We start from the raw sequence: 24,954 nt of genomic DNA on the forward strand, positions 1-24,954 counted from the left end.
ATATTTATCCTTTAACAGTTTGAGGAATATTATTATTTATATAATTCCCAATAATGTTTACAGTTTCGTCAAAATCACTATGCAGCAAATATTCGGAAATGGAGTCCAACAGTTCATTAACTGAATGTGACCATTTTTTTTTCGCCAATTCCTTCAGCGCGGTATTTGCGCTTTGCTCATTATACTCAGCGCATGCCTTTTGAATAACAAGAAGTTTTTCGTCCAGAAACTCTACGTCATATTCTGAATCCTCCCACTCCTCATCTATGTCGTTTTCTTTTGGTTTTAATTTTTCTATTACTTTTTTCAACTCCGCCAAAAATTGCGGGGTTTTTTCCAATATTAAAGGCATATTCTCATCTCTCCCCGCTTTTTCCAATTCAAACGCTTCGGTGGAAAGAGCGGCTTCGCCAATACTGGCAAGCGTACTTTTCATCGCATGAGTATTAACAATAAACTGCTTAATATCATCCCCCCTGCGGTAAGAATTATTTTGTATTACAGTCAATCTTTCAAGCGCCTTTTCGGCATCGCGCAAAAAAACTGTCTTTAATCCTTCGTCGGCAGTCGGTTTTTCTTCCATATCGGTTGATATTTTGATAATGGCCGCCTGCTTCTGAGCCGCCTGAACCACCTCAGGCGGATACTTGTCGCGTATAAATTTATTTAAATAAAAGTTCAACTGGCGTATATCTATCGGTTTGGAAATAAATCCGTCAAACCCGTTCGCCGTGAACATTTCCGCCATTCCAGCCAGAGCATTCGCCGTTAACGCGATTATGGGCTTAGTATAACCAAGTCCGCGAATAATTTTTACAGTATCAATCCCGTCCATTTTTGGCATAAAATGATCCATAAATATTATATCAAAAGTAGAGCCTGCTTTTATCTTTTCAATCGCGATAAAACCGCTTGTGGCAGTTTCAAGCGACAGGCAGTACGGCGCCATAAGCCCTCTTGCCACGTACAGATTTGTTTCCATATCGTCCACAATCAGAACCCTGCCGTAAGGCATATACTCGCGTACCAACTGCGACGTTTTATTCGCCTGCCGCGCTTGCGTCTGATGAAATTGCATGAGGTTTTCAGCGGTTTCTTTGCCTAATTTGCTTGAGTCCGCGATATCTTGCGGCAGGCGCACGGTAAATACGGAACCTTTATTCGCCTCGCTTTCCACGGAAATTTCGCCTTTCATCAATTTGACAAGATTATTCGTAATGCTCATGCCCAAACCAGTTCCCTCTACGGAGCGGTTTGTTTCCATATTAAAACGGGTATACTCATCAAACAGTTTATCCATCTGTTCGCGCGTCATGCCCTGTCCCGTGTCAGTTATGCGGAAAACAAGCGTCAATTTGCCAGAACTTTCCTGCTGCGGATATTCGGCGGAGATCGACATGGCAATACTGCCTTTATCCGTGTATTTATAAGCGTTGGAAAGCAGGTTATTTAAAATTTGCTTTATTCTTAGTTCGTCACCTAACAGTTTAACGGGAATATTCTCATCTACAACAAGGTTAAATTCAATCGGTTTATAGTCGTACTTATAAATATTCATATTCATGGCGTCGCTGATAAGGCTTGCGGTTTCGTAAGGAAGATGCGCCAGTTCCAGCTTACCAGCTTCAATTTTAGACATATCCAGTATGTCGTTGATAATTCCAAGCAACAAATAACCTGAAGCGCTGATTTTACTTAAGGCTTCCTTAATATCGGCAGGAAGCTTTCCGTTTTGCATTTGTATCTCAGTAATGCCAAGAATAGCGTTCATTGGCGTGCGTACTTCGTGGCTCATGCGGGACAAAAACTGGCTTTTATAACGGTTGCTCTGCTCGGCAGTCTCTTTCGCGGCAATCAATTCAGTCATATCAATGGCGTGTTGGATATGGACTGTTCTGCCGTCATACCATTCTATATACCTGTCCATACAGCGGTAAATGCGTTTCGTTGCGGTGTAGTGCACTTCCCATACGATTGTACTGTCCGGTTCTTTATCAAGTTTGTAACAGGGGCAAAAATCGCATTTTTTATCGGCATTCTGCACAACTTTATAACACATTTGCCCAATACAATCCGTTCTCAAATCTAATTCCTGTCTCATGTAGTTATTTACAAATAAAATTTCTCCGGTATCGGGAACGGTAACATAGACTACCGCGTCAATGCCATTTAAAATATTTTCCATAATATTGAGCGAGCGCTTGGACGCGTTCATTTGGGCGACTATCTTTCTTAGCTCGCGTAAATCATAAGTATATCCCGTAACAATAAAATTATCATCATACTTAACGCGTACAAGGGTAATATCGCATGGTATAATCTCGCCATCCAATTTTTGGTGTATCCATTCAAAATGGCAGTAACCTTCGTCAAAAGCTTTTTTTACATATTTAAGCGCTATCTCTTTTGACAGACTGCCATCCGGCTGATATTCAGGGGAAAGCTCATAAAACCTTTCGCAATATTCATCTTTACTTGTCAGTTCAAACATTTTTACCAATTCCATGTTGCAGTCGATAAGATAACAGTTACTGTTCCAAAAATTTGTTCCAATAGGGGCGGTGTCAAACATAACGCGCATTCGTTTGTCCGCCTCGCGCAGTTTGTTGGTCTGCAAGTTTCTGTTAATGGCGTTGCTCATCATTAAAGCTACGGATGTTAATATGCGCGTTTCATCATTTGAAAATATCCTCTCCCGCCGACAGTCGTCAATGCTGAAAAATCCCCAAAAATTATTTTCTATAAACATTGGGATAGCGACGATGGCCTGTATCCCGTAAGTATTGAAAAATTCCCTCTCGCTCTCCTGTAACGCGGACAGAGGCGTGTTTATATGATCGCCGCGTAAAAACATTTTTTTCCATTCCGGTTTTTCTCTTTCGGGAATATGAAAACCTACTGGAATCTGCTTATAACAATGGCCATAATCGCTAAGCCATTCATATTGGAGGGCAAAACACCATTCATCATCAATAAGCTCATAGCTCCAAATATGAACACGGTCTACGTCCAGACAATATCCCAAAAGTTCAAAACTCTTTATCAGAGACGAGTTAAAATATTTTTCATCATTTATGGATAAAAGGATATTGGCGGCGGCATTCACCGTGTTTAATAAATGTTCCCTGCTTTCAATTCTGCCCATCATTTGTTTTAATTCGCGCAAATCACGCAGATAAAAAGCTAAAGCGTATTCGTTATTAAAATTAACGCGCACGCCTGTAACATCACACGGTATTAGCTCTCCGTTCAGCTTTTGATGCATCCATGAAAAGCAATAGTAACCTTCGGTAAGCGTTTTTTCGACATTTTCAACCATTTTTTTGGCTGACAGGCTCCCGTCCGGCTGATATTCGGGCGAAAGCTGATTAAATTTTTCATAATATTCCTGTTTGTCCGACAGTTCAAACAGATTGAGAGCGCTCTCATTACAGTCGATAAACTTATAATTTCTTTTAATAATATTTGCGCCTAAAGGCGTGGCGTTAAATAAAACCCTTAAACGTTCTTCAACGTTATTTCTCTCCGAGGAAATACTCAGCAATATAATAGCCAGTAAAACAGACAGCACCGTACCCAGAGTGATAAGAATTAACGCAAGGTTTCTTGTACCCTGATAATACAGGTCTTCGGGCGTGATAACCCCGATGTACCAGCCGTTAAAAAGCTTTTCAACAAAGAGAACGCTTTTAACGCCCCTGTAATTGGTTGTTTTAAATTCAGAAACAAAACCATGATGCTCCAATTCGGCAAAAGACGCGGCGATACCGATATTAACGTCATGTAACGCCTTGCCAAGCATATTAGACTGCGGATGGGCGATTATCATCAGATCTTCGCTTAACATAAATCCAAAACTTTTTTCGGAAAAAGGCGTTTTAACTGAAAGATCCCCAATCCTGTCAAAATTCATTTCCAGACAAACGATACCCATCGCCGCGCCGTCCCCGTTAAAAATACTTCTGGAAAAAGTAATTCTGCCTTTTGGAGACGCGCTGTCAAAATACGGCCGTGTGATTCCTATATCGCCGTTTGCCTTTACAGCCGCCTTATACCATTGATGGTCTTCCAACTCATACCTTCCTTTTGGAAAATAACCTTCATCTCCAGCTGTGAAAAATCTGCCGTAAACGTCAAAAATTCCAAAAAAACCAATTACGCCCGAAAGACGGTTTTCTTCATTGCTTTGCACATAACTATTAATATATTGCACATATTCCTTTATTGCTTTCGTATCATTTCCCCATAGAATCATACCGCGTATTGTTTGAGCGATACCCGCCAAAATCGTTTCCGGTTCCAACATCGCGGCTTTGATATTGGCTTCCGTATAGGAAATAGACTCTTTTACCCTTTTCCGCAAATTTTCATTTTCAATCCTGCTTACAAAAAAATAAGTTGTAACCACCATTAACGCAAAAGCCAAAAAAATTGCAGCTACTTGCGCGTGAAAACGCAGCTTCCGCAATTTCTTAAAAAAAGAACCCATTACAAAGCTCCCCTGACGGCTTTAATTTGATCTTTTACTTTAAGAAATACTTCTACAATTTTCGGGTCAAAAGACTTGCCTGCCCCTTCAGCGATAATGTCTATCGCTTCTTCGTCAGTAGCCGGCTCTTTATACGGCCTTTTGGAAACAACCGCGTCATATACGTCGACAATCGCCAAAATGCGCCCCTGCAGCGGAATCTCAGTTTCTTTAAGCCCGTGCGGATAACCTTTGCCGTCCCACCGTTCATGGTGATATTCCGCAAATAATTTTGCGTTAGATAAATATTCATCTTCGCCAATCTGACTAATCATTCTGTCAATTATCCGCGCGCCTTCCGTTGTGTGAACTTTTATTTGTTCATATTCCTCACTTGTCAATTTGCCGGGTTTGTTTAAAATCGCGTCTTTTACATGGATTTTTCCCAAATCATGCAATCTGGCGGCTGAAACTACTTTTTCCATATCCCATTCGCGCATTTCATCGGTATACGCCAGGTATTTAAACATTCCTTCTATCAGTATCTTAACATACGCCGACGTTCTGTCATTATGCCCGCCAGTCCCTTCATCACGCTCTTCAACTACGTCGGCTAAAACGGTTACAATGCCGTTTTGCAGACGCTTGATTCGATCAGTGCGTTCGCGTATTAGTTCGTCAATATCCAAATGTGTTTTAATTCGGTTGAGCAATACGTGCGAAGAAAACGGTTTTGTGACAAAATCCACCACGCCCAATTCAAAGCCGCTGGCCTCAGTCTCATCGTCTGAAAAGCCGGTAAGAAATATAACGGGAATATTCGCGTATAAAGAATTAGACTTTAAAACTTGTAAAGCTTCGGAGCCGTCCATATCCGGCATTTCTATATCAAGCAGGATTAAATCAGGAGTAATTTTTTCCAAAAGCGCGAACATCTTTACCGCCGACGGCATAGTTAATACGCGATAATTGTTTTCCAGCGCTTTTTTTACTAATGACAAATTAGTGTCACTGTCATCTACCGCAAAGATAGTTTTCATCACTTTACCGAATCAGCGTATTGTTTAATAATTGATCCTACCTTGGATAAGAGTTCATCTTTATTGCATGGTTTCTTGATAAAATCAACCGCTCCCACTTCCTTGGCTTTGGCTCTGTCAGACGGATCATCCGATGACGAATAAATGGCTATCGGGACAAAATGCAGGTTGCTGATTTGCTTTATCCTTTGATAAATATCCCATCCGTCCATGCCCGGCATAATTAAATCCAGCAAAATTACATGGGGAACAAGGCCTTGATAGAACAATTTTAAAGCTTCATGACCCGAAGAGGCGGTAATAACTTCATAGTCTTTATCCAACATTCCTTTGACCGCTACAAGATGAGGCTGTTCATCATCCACCGCAAGCACAATTTTCTTTTCATTGCCGGTTTGAATCTTAAACTTTTCAGTTTCTGTTTTTAGATCTTCAAAGTTACGGTTGTTTTCAGCGTTCATTTCATTTACATTGTCAACCGCGCTCTTTATCTGGCCCATGGCGCCGCTTACTATTTTATTCATGCCCTCGACAACCTGATTGCTTATCTTTATAAATTCGGCGGTTTTATTTACCAGGTCCCCGCCCGATTGCGCCATATTTTCCGCGCCTTTTCTGACTGATACGGTAATATCTTTCAGGCGGTCTACGGATTCCAGCAGCTGCTTTCCGCCTTCTTCCTGCTCTTGCATCGAATTACGGATATTTTGTTCGTGTTCCGATACCGTTTTCACGCCTGTATCTATGGCGCCAAAACGGGCAAGCACGTCGTTGGAGGACTTGGTTATGTTGTCTATGGAAGCCTTTATCTTTTTCAGCATAGAGGTTGTGGTTTTAGACTGCCCGCTTGATGATTCTGCAAGTTTGCGAATCTCATCGGCAACTACGGCAAAGCCCCTCCCCGCCTCTCCGGCGTGAGCCGCCTCAATAGCCGCATTCATGGAAAGCAGGTTCGTCTGGGCGGCGATACTGTTCATTACCGCGTTAATTTCCAAAAGCCCCTCGGACTCCTGCGCGATTTCCTGTATTTCCTGCGCCACCGCCTGAAGCCCGGTCTTGCCGATTTCGGACGCTTCCGCAAGGGCGCTGACATTTTTGCCGTTCTCCACCAATGTTTTGGTTACAGAATTAATGTTAGCCGTCATTTCTTCAATGGCGGAAGACGACGTATTAACGCTTTCAGCTTGATCTTCTATCAGTTTGTTAAGGTTCGTAATATTAACCTTGATATTATCCCCTGCCTTGTCCGCTTCTTTAGCTTCATTTTCCTGCTGGGCTACAAGGCCTTTCATGCTTTCAAACTGAGTTGAAATTTGCGAGACGGCAATTCCCGTTTTTTCCATATTGCTGGAAAGTTCCAAACCGGTATTGGTAAGGGCGTTTACCTTATATTTTATGATGCTTATAAGATCCTTTATATTTTCAAATGTTTTGTTAAAATACGTGGCCATATCGCCGATTTCATCTTTGCTTTTAACATTCAAGCGTTTGGTCAAATCCCCTTCGCCTTCGGCTATTTCCGTGAGCATTCCGGTCGCGGTATTAATGGGCTTTAATAAGATAAACTTGTAACTCATCGTGTTTACCAAGATGGAAACCAATAGAATCGCAAGCGCGATAAGCGCGATTATTTTTACTTGGCCAACAACGTTGTTACTGATGACTTTGTTTATTGCCGTCATCTCGTTGCCTATAAACAAAATGCCGATAACATCCTTGCTTCCCTGCGCTAAAATAGGACGGTATTCGGTAAGATATTTTTTGCCAAGAATGACCGCTTCTCCCGAATAGCTTTTACCGGATTGTATGGACGGATATGCGGCGCTGCCCATTCCCAGCATTGTATCCACCGCCCGTTTTCCGGCGTTGTCTATAATACTTGTAGTTATTCTGCGGTAATCTTCGCCATCCTTGATAAAAACAGTCGCCGCTATGTTAAGATCGGAACTCACTTCATCAATCAATTTATAATTATACTTTAAAGAAGTGCCGTCCGCTCCCTTAAGATCGCCGTCATTAAGGCTTAATTGCCCATATTCAATTTGAAGTCTGTACGCAAAATTAATTATATCGCTCGATAGCTTGTTTTTCCCCATGATAACGGCGGTTTCAAGACTGGATTTCTGTATCGCATTTACGCTGATAATCGAAAAAATGATAATCGCCAAAAGCATAAATGTAATTGATATGCTTGATAATTTTAGTTGCAGGCCAAAATGTCCGAACTTTTTATTGTCATTCATAAACTGCCCCTTAATGTATTGTTCTTAATAGTATAACGTTATTTTGGAGTATTTATCAATATATTTGACCGTTAATTGTAGGTAATTTGTTTAAATTTACCATTTTTAAGGCTTAAATAGTGAAATTTAAACTTATATTAAGATCCAGCCAATTCTCTATATCTGATAAAAGTTTTTCAATATAACTTATGCAAGCTTGATTTTTAGCTAAAACGCCGGATATATCGCCGGCTTTTGCCAACGCTTCCAGTTCTGCGGCCATTTTTCGCGCAGTTTCAGCGCCTATGCTTTCGCTGGTACCCTTCACGCCGTGTACGCTTACTTTATATTCCGATAATTTTTCCGCAGATACAGAGCGCATTTTAGCCAATGTCGCCGGTATAACTGAAAGATAAGAACGAAGAACGGGCAGATAAATCTCCATATCGCCGTCATACAATTCCATAACTTTGTCTTTGTCAATTCCGGGTATTTTTATTTCCATTTTTTTCTCCTTCCCTTTAGAAGCATCAGCATCCTTTGTGATTTTTTTACGAATCCAGTCTTTCATAAACGCGTCTATTTTTGAAAAACTAAGCGGCTTTGATAAAACCGCCTGAAAACCGTTGTCATAAAATATTTGTCCAACTTTACCGCCCTCCTCGGCGGAGCCTAATAAGACATCATCTGCCGTCAAGGCGATAATCGGCACATTTTTAGCGTATTCAGTTTCAATGGAACGTATTTTAAGAGCCGTTTCTATGCCGTCCATATCCGGCATCTGATGATCCATAAAAATAATGTCGTATACCGGATTCCTGCTTTCTATCCGTTTTATGGCTTCATACCCGTCTAACACGCAGTCTACATGCATTTTATATTTGCGCAACATTCCGGCGGCCACGTTCAGATTAGGCAGAAAATCGTCCACTACCAGCACCTTAATATGGCTTAGATCCATATTAACCGCGCCGGTCTTTTTTATCAAGCTGTCTTTTAAGCGCCGCGCCGCCTCAACTGTTTCTTCAGGGTATTTATCGCGTATCATTTTGTTTAACAGGTCGTTAAGCTGGCGTATGTCAATTGGTTTGGAAATAAACCCGTCAAAACCGTTTTCCGCGAACATTTCCGCTTGTCCCGCCAAAGCGTTAGCTGTCAGAGCGACAATAGGCCGCGTGTAGCCAAGAGAGCGTATCCTCTTCACCGTTTCTATACCGTCCATTTCCGGCATAAAGTGATCCATAAAAATAATGTCAAATGTTATGCCTTTATTAATTTTTTCAATCGCCTCTTTTCCGCTTAAAGCGGTTTCCATCGACAATCCGTAAGGGGTCAAAAGCCCGCGCGCGACATACAGATTCGGCTCCATATCATCTACAATCAGTACTCTTCCGTAGGGCATATATTCGCGGAAAATTTGCGATGATTTTTTTACGTGCGCCGATTTTCCACTGCTGTACTTTTTGATGTTTTCGGCCAATTCCCTGCCAATCACATCCGCGCCGGGAACAATCCCCTGCGGCAGCTTCACCGTAAAAACCGATCCTTTGCCCACTTCGCTTTCTACAATAATTTCGCCGTTCATTAAATGAATAAGGCGATTGGTAATGCTCATGCCCAGTCCCGTGCCTTCAGTCGCGCGGTTGGCTTCCAGATTAAAGCGGGTATATTCGTTAAACAGCTTGTCAACCTCTTCGCGGGTCATTCCGCGCCCTGTGTCGCTTATACTGAAAATAAGCAATATGCATGGCATAGTGTACGGCGGTTCTCCCTGTTCCAGCATTTTATTTTCCGCCGTAACCGTCATTGAAACCTTTCCTGAATCCGTATATTTAAACGCGTTAGTAAGGATATTATTTAATATTTGTTTAATGCGAAGCTCATCGCCGAATAATGTTACGGGAATGTTCTCATCCGCCTTCAGTTCAAATTGAATAGGCTTGTTGTCAAAGCGCAAAACATTAAACTGCACGGTATCGCTAATAAGGCTTGCTACGTCATAATTAACAGGCGAAAGTTCCAGCTTGTTTGCCTCTATTTTTGACAGATCCAATATGTCATTGATAATTTTAAGAAGCAGGTAACCTGAATTATATATTTTACCCAACGCTTCTTTAATGTCCTGCGAAAGTCCGTTTTTTTCCAACTGCATTTCCGTAATGCCCAAAATCACATTCATGGGAGAGCGGATTTCATGGCTCATCTTTGCCAAAAACGCGGATTTCGCGTTATTTGCAGCTTCAGCGTCAGCCTGTTTTTTCGCCATTTTTCTCAAATTGGTAACGTCATGCACCACTTCAATATAGCCCATTGTTTTATTGTCCAAACTTTTAAGGATTTCAACATTGACCTCGAAAGATGATTCCTCATCTGAGAAATAGGTATATTTTTCCCCTCTTTTCGCACATTCAATTCCGCAGTTCGGCGTATTACATATATCGGCGTTCCAATTACTGCACGGTTTTCCAATAACGTCTTTGTGCGAAACATTTAAAATTTTTTCAACTGCCGAATTTATAAAAGTCCACTTCGCATCCACGTCCGTAACCGATATTGGCAGCGGTATGGCGTTTAGAATTGATTTATACCAATGGCTCATGGCAAGGGAATCCTCGCTTTCTTTCATGTTTTTAGCACTTTGCAGGTTTCTGTTTACTGCGTTGCTCATCATTAAGCCTACGGACGTTAATATATGGATTTCTTCTTCTGTAAATGTCCGCTCGCGACGGCAGTCGTTAATGCTGAAAAAACCCCAAAAACTGCCCTGGGCGCCGTATGCCTGCCGCCTGTCAATTTTCGCCTGCCGCCTGTCGCCTATTATTTTCCGCCTGTCTTCTTTTGACAGCCGCCTGTCATAAATAAAAAGCTGCCTGTTTTCATATCCTAATTTCCGTCTTTCTAATATCGCCTGTCTTCTGGCAATTTTTTGCATCCGTCTGTCACCCGCCATCTGCCGTTCCAAAAACATCGGAATAATTACAATAGACTTTAAATAATACGGATGCAAGAATGCCTGATCGTCCCGTGACAAAGCGGAGAACGGCGCGTTTATATGCCCTCCGCGCAGGAATAATTTTTCCCACTCAGGCTTCCAACTGTAGGGAAAATATAAACTTACGGGAGTCGTTATTCCATAACCATAATCGCTGAGCCATTCATAGCGGCGGACAAAATGCAATTCGCCGTCAATCATCTCGTTACGCCAAATTTGAACGCGGTCAACATCCAGACAGTCCCCAACAAGCTTAAAACTCTTTGACAACGCGCTTTCAAACGATTCATCATCACTGACGGACAACAAAACATTGGCCGCGTTGTTCACCATACCCAATAAATTTTCCCGTTGTTTGGCTTCCCGCATTAATTTGTTTTGATTTATGCGCGCTTCCCACGACTTTCGCCTAAGCCTGTCCTGGCTTATAGAAAACAAAAGTGAAACCGCTACCGCTACCATAAGGTCGTTTATAATATATCTTGTCTTGTAGTCCGAAAAATCCATCCCGCAGACGCGCGCCACCGAAAAGAACACAATTAGCGCGAACGCTATGTTCGCAATTTTAAATTTTATGGGAAACGGCGCGAACACGGGCAGCATCAGTATGACGGAAAGAGCGCCGATATACGCGTGGATATTTGAGCCTGAGGACGCGGTTATGACGGAAGTTCCAAGGAAAAAATACGCGGTTAAAACCATCATTAAAATACAAGGCTGATTTTTAAAATGTTTTGTAAACCTAAGGGCGATAAGGATAGCGCTTAACAGCGTATACCCCAAATGAATTGAAATTGCAAGCGTGGGGAAGGGATGAATTTTTATGTCGCCGGGAATATAGATCAGCATCAAAAACAAGGTAATGAAAACTATATAGAATATTTTTCCGGACATATAATTAAGCTCGCCGTAAAAAGTTTCACGGCTTGAATCTTCGCCGTAAGATTGAAACCGCGATTTGTATTTGTTGACAAGAATATTAATTATTTTGAACACACGCATATTATTATTTTAAACCTTATTTCACAGGCGGTCATTTAAATATCCATATATACGTTATAATATCATACAAGACTAATTGTGTCAAATCCCATTAAAACCACTATTTTACCGTAAATGTGTCATTTTTTAATTTAATAACAGTTCACAATAAGGTCATTTCTGTATATAATTAACAAAATGAACGGCTTACTGCTTTTATTGATCTCCGTAGTCACGCTTTTTTTTGCCTATCTATTCTACGGCAGATTTCTTGCCAGAAAATGGGGAATAGACCCTTCCAGAAAAACCCCGGCTTGCGAAATGGAAGACGGGCAGGAATACGTTCCCACGTCCGGGGCAGTGCTATTTGGGCATGAATTTGCGTCTATCGCAGGGGCAGGGCCGATAAACGGGCCGATTATCGCCGCAATGTTTGGGTGGGTTCCGGCGCTGTTATGGCTTTTATTTGGAAGCGTCTTCTTCGGCGCGGTGCATGATTTCGCGGCGCTTTACACTTCAGTTAAAAACAAGGGAAAGTCAATCGGATACGTAATTGAGCTATATGTGGGAAAAACAGGCAAGCGTCTTTTTTTGATTTTCGTATGGCTTTTTTCGATACTTATAGCGGCGGCTTTTGCGGACATAGTAGCCGGCACATTTGACGGGTTTAACGAGTTTGGAGCGCGTAACGGAATAAACGCCTCCGTAGCGTCCAGTTCAAGCCTTTTTATACTCGCGGCAATAATTCTTGGCTTATTTATCCGCAGGCGCAAGGCTTCCGATTTGGCAAGCGGCATCATCGCGATTGATCTTCTTATTGTCTGTATTGCTCTTGGGATTTTCTTTCCTGTTTTTATGGAAAAATCCGTCTGGTTCTACCTTATCTTCGCATATATCTTTATCGCTTCTATTGTTCCCGTTTGGTCATTAGGCCAGCCCCGTAATTATCTTAATTCTTTCTTATTGATAGCCATGCTGCTGGCGGCTTTTATAGGAGTTGTTTTTACCGCGCCGCCAATTTCAATCCCCGCGTTCGCGGGCTTCAATGTAAAGGGAAATTTATTGTTCCCCGGCCTTTTTATCACTATTGCCTGCGGCGCGATTTCAGGCTTTCATTCCCTTGTAGCAACGGGGGCCGCGTCCAAACAGATAAGCAATGAAAAACACATGCTTCCAATTTCTTACGGCGCGATGTTAGTTGAAACTCTCGTGGCGGTTCTAGCTCTTATTGCGGTCGGCTCTCTTGCGTGGAACGGGAAATTGCCTGAGGGGACTCCGCCGGTCATTTTTGCGACTGCGGTTTCGGGTTTTCTTTCACAGCTTGGACTGCCCCATCAGGTGTCATTTACAATAGTGTCGTTGGCGGTTTCGTCGTTTGTGCTTACCACGCTGGATACGGTCGCACGGTTGGGGCGTCTCTCTTTTCAGGAGCTTTTTTCAGCTGACGAGCAAAAACAGAAAAATAAACTATGGGCAAAAATTTTAAAAAACAGGGCGGCTTCTTCGATCTTTACCCTGTTGCCGGCCTATCTTTTGGCGAGAATGGGTTATGAAATCATCTGGCCGTTATTCGGAGCCGCAAACCAGCTTCTCGCCGCGCTCACTCTAATCGCCTGCACCCTGTTTTTTAAAAAGACGGGACGGCGTATTTTTATGCTGATAGTTCCAACCATGATCATGTTAGCTGTCACCTATACTTCCCTTTCTTTGAGCATAAAAAATAAAATTCTGCTTTTATTGGACGGCGAATTTAATCCCGCAGTTGACGGCATTCAAATGTTAATTGCCATTTTGTTGCTGGTATTGGGAATTCTTGTCGCGGTTTCCTGCGCGGTAAAACTGCTTAATAAAAGTGAAGATAAGGAAATCATCCGTTAATGATTAAAAACATTAAAAGAATAATTATATCGGCTTTAACCAGCGGCAAGTATTCAAGTTTTCGGGATGAGACCAATATGGACAATATGCTCCGCCTCATAGTCCTTAACATCATCTATTCAATCGCTTCCGTCTTAATTATCACGCTGGGCGTTATAGACATGCAAAAAGGAAATGTTGACGGCGGACTGCTTACGGTTATTCTTGGCTTTATGACTTTTTTAAATCTTTTATTACTGCGCACTGAAATGCCTTTTAATACAAGCGGCCTGATAATTACGGCGATTTTCGGCGCTTTTTGCGGACTGTCAATTTTTGTCAAATATGAAATGAACGGGCTTTCCAGTTTGTGGATTTATTCTTTTCCGTTAATGGCAATTTTTACGCTGGGGCTTCCCGTAGGGCTTATCCCCGCACTGCTTATTTTAATAGCCGCACTATTCGGAACTTTCGGGGGTTTGTCGAAATACCGATATTCCTTTCAGGAAGCGGCCCTTTTGTGCGGCGTTTATTTCTTTGTAATGGTTCTTACAATAGTATATGAATATGTGCGTTCATATAAAGACCGCTATCTGGCGCGTCAGGACAGTTACATGAATTTAGTTTTTGACAACAGTCCCGATATTATTATGCTTATGGATAAAAACAGCGGCCTTATCCACTGCGCCAAAACTTTCCTGAAAAGCGCGAAAATTAAAAGTTTTGAAGATATACGCAAAGCAAGCTATGATGAAGTTTTCGGACTTTTTACGGATTATGAAATGCTTAATCAAATTACAACTTTTTTTAATAATTCAATATACAACAAAAAACCCGTAACTTTTGAGCGTATTTTAGATTTTAGCGGCGAGGGAAACAACCGCCATTATGAGATTCACTTTACCCCAATGTTCAACAGCAAAGAAGAGTTTCAAGGCGCTTTTATACTTTTCCATGACATGACCGACATTCTGGAAGCCAAAAACCGCGCCGAACAGGCAAGCAGGGCAAAGTCTATTTTCCTTGCCAACATGAGCCATGAAATCCGCACGCCGTTAAACGCCATTATCGGCATGACCGCCATCGCCAAGAATTCAAATGAGTTGGAGCGTAAAGATTACTGTCTGGAAAAAGTAGAGAGCGCCTCCAATCATCTGCTCGGGGTTATCAACGATATTCTTGACATGTCAAAAATTGAAGAAGATAAATTTGAACTTTCTTATGTCGAGTTTGAACTGTCCGCCATGATACAGAGAGTGGTTAATATTTTTGAATTTAGATTAGAAGAGAAAAAACAAAATTTTACCGTTAATCTTGATCCTTCCCTTCCTAAAAAGATAAAAACGGATGATCAGCGGCTTGCGCAGGTTATCACAAACATTTTAGGTAACGCCGTTAAATTCACTCCTGAAGGCGGGAATATTACCCTTTCCGTCAGGCGCCTGGATCAAGAGCGTGATTTCTGCACTCTGGAAATTATTATCAGTGATACTGGAATAGGAATATCAAAAGAACAGCAAAAAAAACTGTTTGATTCTTTTGTGCAGGTAGATTCCGGCATAGGGCGGAAATTCGGCGGCACCGGCCTTGGTCTTGCGATTTCCAAGAAAATTGTAGAGTTGATGCAAGGTGAGATAAAGATGGAATCGGATATAGGCAAGGGAGCGTCCTTTATTATTACTATCCGCGTAGAAACTGTAAACGATGAAACGCAAAAGCCGGAAACTGCCGGCGCTCCCGCAAAAGAAGCGCATAACGCGCCTGACGGCGAACAAGAGCCTGATTATCACGGGAAACGAATTTTACTCGTTGAAGATGTTGAAATAAACCGTGAAATTGTCATTACCGTATTGGAACCTCTCGGGCTGGAAATAATGGAAGCCGAAGACGGACAGAAAGCATACGATATCTTCCGCGCCAATCCCGATTCTTTTGACCTTATTTTTATGGACATCCACATGCCTGGCATTGACGGCTATGAAGCCACAAGGCTTATCCGCGCATTCGACCACCCAAGAGCGAAAACCGTCCCTATAATAGCCATGACAGCTAACGTTTTCCGCGAGGATGTGGAACGCTGCCTTAACGCCGGCATGAATGACCATGTAGGGAAACCGTTGGATTTTGGGGTAGTGTCTTCAGTACTAAAAAAGTATTTAATAGATAAAACTGTTAATTAATTTTTTTAAATTGGAGTGGGAAGCAGTGACAGTGAGCAGTGAGCAATGTTTTTGTTCGTTATCTGCGCGTGAAGTACCACGCCGCACTTTCAAACAATAATCCCACTCTCTAATCTGCGCGTGAGGTTACACGCTGTGCTTGCTAACAGCAACACTGCTCATTGCTCACTGCTCATTGCTCTTTACTCTACTTTAAACAATGACACCTCCTTTACTAATAAATTAATACTCTCCCTATTCTTCACAGTTATGTCGTTCACCATGTTTACGGCTTCGTTGATCTGCTCCGCTCCTAACGCTATTTCATTGATGCCTCCGGTAATCTCCTGCGTTACATTTTCAAGATTCCTGCTCTCCCTTATCACCTCACGGCTGCCTTGAAGCATTTGGGCGGATTCATCTTTAACCTGCCTTGTTATCTCATTAAGTTTGCCCACCGCTTCCAAAATTTGTTTGCTGCCCTCGTTCTGCTCTTCCATGGCGTTACGGATATTTTCTTCCTGTTCCGTTACTGTTTTTAGGTCAGTATTGATAACGTCAAATCTTGTAATCGTGGTATCTGTGGATTCGCCTACCTTGTCAATTGAGCCTTTTATCCTCTCTAGTACGGTACTTATTGTCTTGGACTGTTCGCTTGAGCTTTCGGCAAGCTTGCGAATTTCATCGGCGACTACGGCGAAACCTTTGCCGGCGGCTCCGGCGTGCGCCGCTTCAATCGCCGCATTCATGGAAAGCAAATTGGTCTGGCTGGCTATGTCTTTAATCACCCTGTTGATCTTAAGCAGGCCTTCCGATTCGCGCGCGATTTCATGAATATCATCGGCGGCGTCATTAAGGCTTGTATGCCCCAACTCGGAAGCGGAAGTCAATTCGTTCACGCTTTCGCCGTTTTTAACGAGAGTCTGCGTTACAGATTGAATATTGGCGAGCATTTCTTCTATAGAAGAAGACGATTGGCTCACGCTGGCTGATTGCTGTTCAACATATTCGTTCAGCTTGTTAATGTTGTTTGTAATCTGTTCCATTGTGGCGCCTGTTTGAGTTACGGACGCGCTCTGATTCAACACCCTGCCTTTGATGTTTTGAATGGTAGCGGTAATTTCGTTAATCGCGGAGGCGGTCTCGTTCATATTACTTGCCAGATCATTGCCGGTATCGGATAAACTGTCGGCGTGTTCTTTTATTGAAATGATCAGTTTCTTTATCTTGGCAAGCGTCCTGTTAAAGTACCGCGACATATCGGAAATTTCATCGTTTCCCTTTTCAGGAATTGTCCGCGTTAAATCGCCTTCGCCTTCGGAAATATCCTTCAGCGTTTCCGTTACTTTGACAATTGGTTTAGTAACAAATCCAAGAACGATAAAGAAAACAGCCGCAGTCGCAATAATGGCTATTGCCGCAAGGATAACGGTAAATGTGGTTATTTCGTTTATTTCTTTTAATACGTGGGATTCGGAGACGCCTATCAGCACCGTCCATTCAAAATCAGAAGTGCCTATTTTAATCGGCCTGACTACAAACCTGAAAGTATCGTCATGTTGCGGATCATATACGCTGCCTTTGTAAATTCTGTCGTTATTCATCGCGTCGAATATCGCTTGCCTTGAATCGCCTAATTCAACATCAACGTCAAACATTTTTTTGCCGATGCGTTCCGGTTTATAATGCGCCAGTATTGAGCCTTGATTTGAATAAATTATCATCATGTCAATTTCACTGTTTTCTTTTATGGTTTTTTCCAAGAGAGTCTGTACTGCCTCAATGCTTAACACGCATCCAACGGCTCCTACTACTTCTTCATCATTTTTTTTGGCGTTTGTAATAGGGACAACCATTCTTATTGTCCATTTGTCTGTTCCGTTAATATTCCGCAACGCAGGTTCGGTAATGCGGTCTTTGAACGCATTGGTACTGTTAATGTGTTCCATTACATTGTCAGCATCGGCGCTGAGTTGCTTTACCATTTTACCTGTTTCTTTGCTCCATGCCATAGCGTACTGCCCCGTAGGGGTTGAACCTAACCTGCCTATATATTGATCGTCCAAACCGTCAAGGGCATCCGGTTTCCAGACAGTATAGAGAATGACCATCTGAGGTTCCGATTCCAGCGCTGATCTCAGCAAGTCGTCATATTTGTCGCGCCTTTCTTCCGGCCTAACTGATTCAAAGTCGCTCAATATGTTAGCCATCGTAGTCAGCGCCCTGATATAACCGTTCTCCCTACCCTTCCAGAATTCCGCCTGGCTGTTTACCAAATGTTCCTGACTTCGCAGACTCAACTGCAAAGTGCTTTTGGAAGCCTGCCACAACAGTAATGTGGCTATTCCTGTTACCACGACAGCCATGATTGCGATTACAATAATGCTCAGTTTGAATTTAATTTTCATAAGATACTCCTTCTCGCAAAATACTTCTATGGTATTTGCAAGGTGTTATATTTTGAAAGTAGTAGTTTAATTATTTGATTGACTGTCTTAGAAGGGAGAAAAATTAATCGCAAAATACGCCCTAAAATCGCCTTAAATCAACTTTTTTTCTACCGCGATGCGTATTAAATCGGCAAGATTTTCAGCGCCAAGTTTATAATGAATTTTGTTAATTATCATTTTTATTGTATTGATCGAAAGTTCCCGCGCTACGGCAATTTCGGCGCGGGATAGGCCGTGGGAAATGTCATTTAGTATTTCGGCTTCCCGAGGAGACAAAACGATGCCGCCGGTTCCGCCGCCTGACTGAGTGTGTTTCGCTATGATATGGGAACGGCGTTTGGCGTAAGTGGCCGATTTATGGTTGATGTCTTCCAGCCATGAGGCGGGGATAACTTTGCGCGATTCTTTGAGCATGGCGGCGGCAAGAGTGCGCATATCCTTACCCATTTCGATAAAGGGCATTAATATGCCGTTAGGTTCGGCGTTTTTGTACGCTTCCTCAAATACGGTAAAAGCCCCTTCTTTGTTTTTTAATTTGTAGTGAATACAAGCTTCCATCGCCAGCATTTCCACGCGCCCGAATAAAAACGATTCCCGCCGTTTCATTTCCTCGATGTACGAAAGCAAAGGGGAAAAGTTTCTTGTCGCGTAACATAGGCGCGCTATTATTTGATTGGCAAAATTATCAATGGAAGCGGCGTGGCTGTAAGTTAAAAAATCTTCTTTTAGCCAATCAACCGCTTTTTCAGGCTGGCCGAGGAAACAGTAATACCATGAAAGGGAAATATCATAATCATAAAAACGGTTTACATATTCAACTTCGTCCAGTTGGGCTTTTGTATCTCTTAGGGTCTGTTCCATAAGCGTATAATTTCCCTGAGCGGCGGCAATACGCATGGCGTATAACAAAGCCCTGTGCATAAGCCCGAACTGTTTCTCCGCCCTAGCCTGCTTCACCGCAAGGACAATATGAGGCTCTGAGGAAGATATATCGCCCCGGTAGAATTCCAATTCGCCGTGAGCAAGTTCAAGTTCTCCCGCCATAAACCCTTTCATATAACTTTTTTGTATATGTTCGTGATTACGGCTTATGACGGCGATAAATTCCTGCGGGCTTCCCTTCCTTGAAGAGCCGGCAAAGTTGATCCACGCCCCCGGATAATAAATGTCGAGTTTGCCGGAATCAGCCTCATGTACGCGCTTACAGGCTTTTTCAATGTAAACGTCAAAATCGAAAATGTCATCCGTTACGCTCATTAAACAGCGTATGTATGTCCAGCAAATATAGAGTCTTGTAAGCGTGCGGTTCTTTATAGAGTCGTCATCCGGCAGTTTAAGGAATTTCGCTTCGTAGTATTTCACAAGCTCAAGTGATTTTTGCAGTAACCCCTGACAAATATATGTGCGCAAATGCATATCCGCAAGAAACTCCACCTTGTCAAACGCGTCAGCAGGAGCGCGATCTAAAATTTGCGCCGCATATTTCGCTATATCCAGAGGTATTTGGGTGGTTAATCCGGCTAAAATTAAAAGTATTGATTTATAATCCCCAGTTTTTTCGTAGTAGAAAATGGCGTCTATCTTAAAACCGTTACGGGCGCACCAATTGCCTGAAATAGCGTAAGTTTCTTTTTTTTGTTCTTCGGGAATTAAATTTTGCTTTGCGCTTAAAAACTCCAAAAACAAAGGGTGAATGAGGTACGCGTTGATAAAATTGTCTTTGCGCACATAAGCGCTTTGCTTTTCCAATTCCGCGACAAGCCCATCTTCATTTTCCGCAAGTTGGGTAATTAAGTCAACGGACAAATGATCGATTAGGGAAAGGCGCAGCAAGAAATTTTGCAGAGGGGCGGAAATTGCATTCCAAAGTTCAGTTTCTATTATGCCGAATATATTTGTCCGCAGCGCGTTACGCACATAGCCGCTGTATCCGGGCGCTTTTTGAAAGGACTGGGCGATAAAGTTAATAGCGAACGCCCAGCCGCCGGTATCCTGCATTATTTCGCGCAAGTTTTCATAAGACACGGAAATATCGCGGCTGCGGAAATATTGGGCAAGCTCGCTCTCGGTAAAGCGCAGATCATCTTCGCTTATATTGAATATTTTTTTTTCGTAAGCGCTGTTAGCTGTTTTAAGCTCGGGAACGGTACGGGAAACAAGAAACACCGAAGTCCCCGGCGGCATTTTAAAAAGAATACACTCCTCTATAAATTTTATTACGGAAGTCTCTTCAATGCAATGAAAATCATCCATGACAATGATACGCCTTTTTTTCTCTACAAGCTCGTTTAATAAGGTCAGATAATGATTTAGTTTATCGCTTGTGTCAGGAAAGCCCAGTTTTGCCAGCGCTTTAGTAAGAGGCGAGTTAACCTTTGCCAAGGCGTAGATATAACTTTCCCAAAAACGGGCGCTTGTGTTGTCGCGCTCGGAAAGTTGAAGCCAAAATGTAGTCGCCTGATACTCCTGCGCGAAATCATGAACCGCGCATGTTTTGCCGTAACCCGCGCCGGCGCATACTACGACTACAGGGTATTTCACGGCCTCCGCGAACAATTGGTTCAGCCGTGGACGCTCAAAAATCAAGGAATTACTATTGTCAACACGCGTCTTTGGCGTAGTTTTCATGCAAAAATCTCCTTTATTTTTGTATATAATTTATTTTTTTATCATAATCATTAACTAATGTCAACAATTTTAAATAAGAAATTTATACGCAAAATTTCACTAGATTTTACACCGCTTATATTGATTGAAGATTATTTGTATAATATTAGCGTGAGAAACAAAATTTATGAATTATACGCGCTTGAACAATTAGCGGCTGGTAATAGCTGTGTTCATAGGTTGAACCCGCTTGTTAAATTGTTGGCAGCGATGGTTTTTATCATAACGGTTGTTTCATTTAACAGGTTTGCTTTTGGGAGGTTAATCCCTTTTGTTTTTTACCCGGCAATTCTTATGGCTCTTTCACAAACGCCGTATTCAATGTTAAATAAGCGGTTTCTTGCCGCCCTGCCGTTTTGCCTTTTTGTGGGAATAAGCAATTTAATTTTTGACAGAAGCACCGCATTCGCGGTTGGGGGCATTATGTTAAGTTGGGGCGTTGTTTCGTTTGCCGTCATATTGTTCAGAACATGGTTGTGCGTTATGGCGGTCTTAATACTCGTATCGGTAACGCCGCTTTCCGCTTTGACAAATGAACTGCGGCGCTTACGCCTTCCAAAAATTTTTATTGTCATGTTTGAGCTTACCTACCGCTACACCGGCGTATTGCTGAACGAGGCTTATTCCGCATGGCTTGCGTATTCATTAAGAAGCCCTAACACAAAAGGAATTAAAATGAGGGATATGGGCAGTTTTACCGGTATTCTGCTTATCCGCAGTTTTGACCGCGCCGAGCGGGTATACGACGCCATGAAATGCCGGGGATACGCGTCGGACTACGCCTTTCAAAACACTCCGCAAAATAAAAAGCCGTCCATTAATGATTTTATTTTCCTGTTTACAGTCTGTCTGTTATGCGCAACTTTCCGTCTTGTTGACGTAAATTCTTTTTTTGCCGTAATTTTGGGAAGGTTTGTACAATGCTAAAACTCCGCAATGTAACAGTCATATGCCCTGATAAGACAAAAGCCAAAGAATTAATGCAAGGCTGCGGACTTGAAACTATTTATGCTTCTTAATGGCGGAAACCGGCTCTGTTTTAATTCACGGTTAAATATTCGTTTACGACGCGCGTTATGCAGTCATTTAGATGTTCCTCGGTGAATGCGCCGGCTGTATGCCATAAATCACTTTCGTCTTTACCGCTATAATCGGTAAGAAAAATATAGGTTCCGCCTGTCATAATGGCTTCCTGCCTTAGCAAATACTCTGTAGCGATATTTATTCCATTGGAGGCGATTGGAATTATACGGATGCCTTTTTGGGCGGCGGTTTTTACCGCCTTGTAGTATGTGGATTGGCTTATTTGATCTGAATGAGGCGGCGCGTCGCAAACATGGAAAATAATCCGCGTTGCGTTATCGCTCCATTTTTTGTCAACCGCTTCCTTAAGCGCCCTGTCAGCGGCTTCGGGAAAATCGCCGCCGCCGCCTGTGGATTGCTTATCAATATTCCTCTGCTGTTGACTGACATCTTCGGTGAAATCAATATGTTGCGTAATGTCTTCATCATTTTCATTTTCTTTATTATTTTCGGTGAAACCAAAATATCGCGTAATGTATTCGTCGCCCGTATCGCGATAAAAAAGCAACGCCAAATTGACTTTATAACTAGGATTGCCGGTTTTAATTGAGTCTATAATATTTGAATATTCCGTTTTCAAATAACGCAGTTCATCGCCCATTGAACTTGTCGTATCAATAACAAACATTAAATCCAAAATTGAGATTTCCTGCGCGTTATCATCAAGCGTTATCTGAATAGTATCACCATTGTACGTTAAATCTTTTTCCTCACCGCCTACTTTAATGGTTATATTTTCTCTCGGTACATTTTTAGAAGGAAATAAATACGCGTTTCCTTTAACGTTGGTTTTGGCGGATAATAAAACTAATTTTTCGTCGGATTCGTCGGGATCGTAATGATAAAGCTCTACCAGAGCATCGTTCACGGGATTTCCGCCTGAAATTACATTAACAGTAACCATATAGCGGGTTTCAAAGCCAAAATACTTGATATAATCGGCATAACCGTTATTGGAAAAAAGATCTTTATAAAAATCGTAATATTTAATATCGCTCCATTCGCCGTAGTTAAGCGGCTGGTTGGGATCAGTCATTCCGCCTTCTCCACTGCCTGCTTTTTCACCGGCCGGCGGTATTACGGGAGAAGGCTTAGCGTCATTATTCCAATCATCAGGAAAGTCCCCTTTGATAAAAAAATCAGAATTGCAGGAAGCGATTAAAAAGACCAACATTGTGATAAAAAATAAAAATATTCTTTTCATAAGATAAATATATCACAATTTAAATAAAAATACTAGTAAAATTTTATCATTCCTTTGCGTGAAATCTTCTAGAATTAATTCCTGCCTAACAGAGAGGCGTATTCTTTTTCGTAACGCTTTAAAACAGGATGATCGGGAGATATGGCAAGACCTTGTTTTAGGTAGTAGACGGCTCTGCGTTCTTCTCTGCGGTCGTTATAAATCTGAAACATGGCGATAATGGCATCCAGATTTCTGGGGTCTTCAAAAAGACTGGAGCGCAAATCGCCAAGGGCGTTGTCCTGATTTGACTGCAAACGGCTTCGCAGATAATAGTAACGGCTCTTAATCTGACTTGTGCTTGCCGAATTAATACGGCTTTCCAGCAATCGCGCCGCTTCGTCCCTTCTGCCTGAATTAATTAAGGCGGAAATATAAATCGCGGCATACTCATGATTGGAATTATCGCGCTCGAACAATTCACGGGCGTAGGTAAGCGCCCTTGCGTTATTTCCCAGCCCGTGTTCCACATTAAACGCGTCCGTAAGGTCCTGAACCGTTCTGCGGACGGCAAGAACACGGTTCAAATATCCCTGCGCCTCCTGCCACTGTTCGCGCTGAATGGCATCCCTAAGGCTTAGGCTTAGCACTTCTATGGAAGAGCCGTTTATCCGCCTGAGGCGCTCAAGCATTTCCCTGCCCTCGCTTTGATCCGCCGGGCGCTGTGAGTCCATGAGCAAACCGGCGGCATAAATAAGGGTTTCCGTATCATCGGGAGAAGTACGCAAAATTGAGCGGAGGTAGTTCAACGCCGAATCGCGGTTGCGGTTTCCTTCAGCTTGTACTCTGGCTCGTAAAAAAAGATACGTTCTATTGTTTGGATTAATAGGGGCGTAATTGTCCAATGAAGCGTTTGACTGCGAATACTGCCCCTGTTCAAGAAGGATGGAGGCTTTAATCAACAGGATTTCTCCGTCTTTTGGATCCATTTGCAGAATCTCGTCTGCGGCGGGCAGCGCCCGAGAGAAGTCATGGTTTCTATAATAACAAATAACGCGTTCTCTTTTAATTTGAACGCTGTCTGGATAACGGATAATCAACTCAGATAAAATATCTATCGCTTCCTGCGGAAAACCGGCAATCCTTCTTGCGCGGGCGATGCCTATCCTTGCGGGGTAACATTCGTTGGAGATTTGGTACGCCTGTCTGAAAGAGCTTTCCGCCTGACTGTACCGTTGCGTTCGCTCATATATAAACCCTTGAAACAGAGGCGGCAGAACGGAATTGGGTTTTAGCGTTTGCGCCTTCTCAACATCCTTTAAAATATCCGCAAGAACGCCCGCTTCTGTTTGATCATTCACAGCTAAAAAGGGCAAAATATGCTCAAAAAAATCTGTCGAGGTTGATGCAGGCTGCACATAAACGCCTTTTTCAGCCTCCCTGATAATCTTGGTATAATTGGATGTTTGCGGAAGATCGATGACGGGAAGCCTTGTCGGTGAATCGGGATAAATCAGCTTGATCAATATTATATTAATGCCGGCCATTGTACGGCCAAATTCAGAGCCGCCTAATTCCCTACTGCGGATCAAGTCCAACGCTTGCAGCATGGATGACAATATTCCTGTTTCTGTCAAATTGCGTATTTCCTCCGAAAGACTGCCGGAAGGCTGTACGACGGTATCAGGTTGATGTTTTTTATTTTCCGTTTTTTGCTCGACAGATTGCGGCTTCCGGGGTTCTGATTTACATGAAAGAACGACAAGCGCGAAAAAAAATACTATAAAAATGCGATTCCAAATTTTTAAAACCACTATTAATTATCCAAAACAAAAAATTTCCCCACAGAAAA

The 24,954-nt window shown here is 42.4% G+C and carries 11 protein-coding genes; 3 read left to right on the top strand and 8 right to left on the bottom strand.

Annotated features, from left to right (window positions below; genetic code table 11):
* Positions 1-4: 4 nt before the first annotated feature.
* The 4 genes from ACYVRH_RS09405 to ACYVRH_RS09420 form a co-directional block, all read right to left on the bottom strand.
* On the bottom strand, positions 5-4,489 hold the full coding sequence (locus ACYVRH_RS09405) for an ATP-binding protein (RefSeq protein ID WP_461256657.1): 4,485 nt from the start codon (positions 4,487-4,489) through the stop codon (positions 5-7).
* Positions 4,489-5,508 (bottom strand): HD-GYP domain-containing protein, encoded by a 1,020-nt coding sequence (locus tag ACYVRH_RS09410; RefSeq protein WP_461256658.1) that lies wholly within the window; start codon positions 5,506-5,508, stop codon positions 4,489-4,491. Before ACYVRH_RS09410 ends, ACYVRH_RS09405 begins: the two co-directional genes overlap by 1 nt.
* The gene (locus tag ACYVRH_RS09415) at positions 5,508-7,751 is read right to left on the bottom strand and encodes a methyl-accepting chemotaxis protein (protein WP_461256659.1); all 2,244 of its coding nucleotides are present in this window, start codon (positions 7,749-7,751) and stop codon (positions 5,508-5,510) included. Before ACYVRH_RS09415 ends, ACYVRH_RS09410 begins: the two co-directional genes overlap by 1 nt.
* A gap of 112 nt (positions 7,752-7,863) precedes the next feature.
* Positions 7,864-11,724 carry a response regulator gene (locus ACYVRH_RS09420; protein ID WP_461256660.1) on the bottom strand — a complete coding sequence of 1,287 codons (3,861 nt, stop codon included), beginning with the start codon at positions 11,722-11,724 and terminating at the stop codon, positions 7,864-7,866.
* Positions 11,725-11,901: 177 nt separating this feature from the next.
* Here ACYVRH_RS09420 and ACYVRH_RS09425 point away from each other — a divergent pair, with 177 nt between their 5' ends.
* Positions 11,902-13,581, top strand: coding sequence for a carbon starvation CstA family protein (locus tag ACYVRH_RS09425; protein WP_461256661.1), 1,680 nt, complete (start codon positions 11,902-11,904; stop codon positions 13,579-13,581).
* The gene (locus ACYVRH_RS09430) at positions 13,581-15,740 is read left to right on the top strand and encodes an ATP-binding protein (RefSeq protein WP_461256662.1); all 2,160 of its coding nucleotides are present in this window, start codon (positions 13,581-13,583) and stop codon (positions 15,738-15,740) included. The genes ACYVRH_RS09425 and ACYVRH_RS09430 overlap by 1 nt, the downstream gene beginning before the upstream one ends.
* A gap of 182 nt (positions 15,741-15,922) precedes the next feature.
* Here the strand turns inward: ACYVRH_RS09430 and ACYVRH_RS09435 are convergent, their stop codons facing one another.
* Both ACYVRH_RS09435 and ACYVRH_RS09440 read right to left on the bottom strand, forming a co-directional pair.
* Positions 15,923-18,127, bottom strand: a complete 2,205-nt coding sequence (locus ACYVRH_RS09435) for a methyl-accepting chemotaxis protein (RefSeq protein WP_461256663.1) — start codon at positions 18,125-18,127, stop codon at positions 15,923-15,925.
* A gap of 132 nt (positions 18,128-18,259) precedes the next feature.
* Positions 18,260-20,797 carry a LuxR C-terminal-related transcriptional regulator gene (locus ACYVRH_RS09440; protein ID WP_461256664.1) on the bottom strand — a complete coding sequence of 846 codons (2,538 nt, stop codon included), beginning with the start codon at positions 20,795-20,797 and terminating at the stop codon, positions 18,260-18,262.
* Positions 20,798-20,947: 150 nt separating this feature from the next.
* Here ACYVRH_RS09440 and cbiQ point away from each other — a divergent pair, with 150 nt between their 5' ends.
* On the top strand, positions 20,948-21,763 hold the full coding sequence (gene cbiQ / locus ACYVRH_RS09445) for a cobalt ECF transporter T component CbiQ (protein WP_461256665.1): 816 nt from the start codon (positions 20,948-20,950) through the stop codon (positions 21,761-21,763).
* Positions 21,764-21,875: 112 nt separating this feature from the next.
* Here the strand turns inward: cbiQ and ACYVRH_RS09450 are convergent, their stop codons facing one another.
* A complete protein-coding gene (locus ACYVRH_RS09450) occupies positions 21,876-23,123 on the bottom strand; it encodes a vWA domain-containing protein (protein ID WP_461256666.1) in 1,248 nt (415 codons plus the stop codon).
* 74 nt (positions 23,124-23,197) lie between these two features.
* Complete coding sequence (locus tag ACYVRH_RS09455) at positions 23,198-24,916, bottom strand: tetratricopeptide repeat protein (RefSeq protein ID WP_461256667.1); 1,719 nt, start codon at positions 24,914-24,916, stop codon at positions 23,198-23,200.
* Positions 24,917-24,954: the final 38 nt, after the last annotated feature.

Source organism: Treponema sp. R80B11-R83G3, from assembly GCF_054786115.1.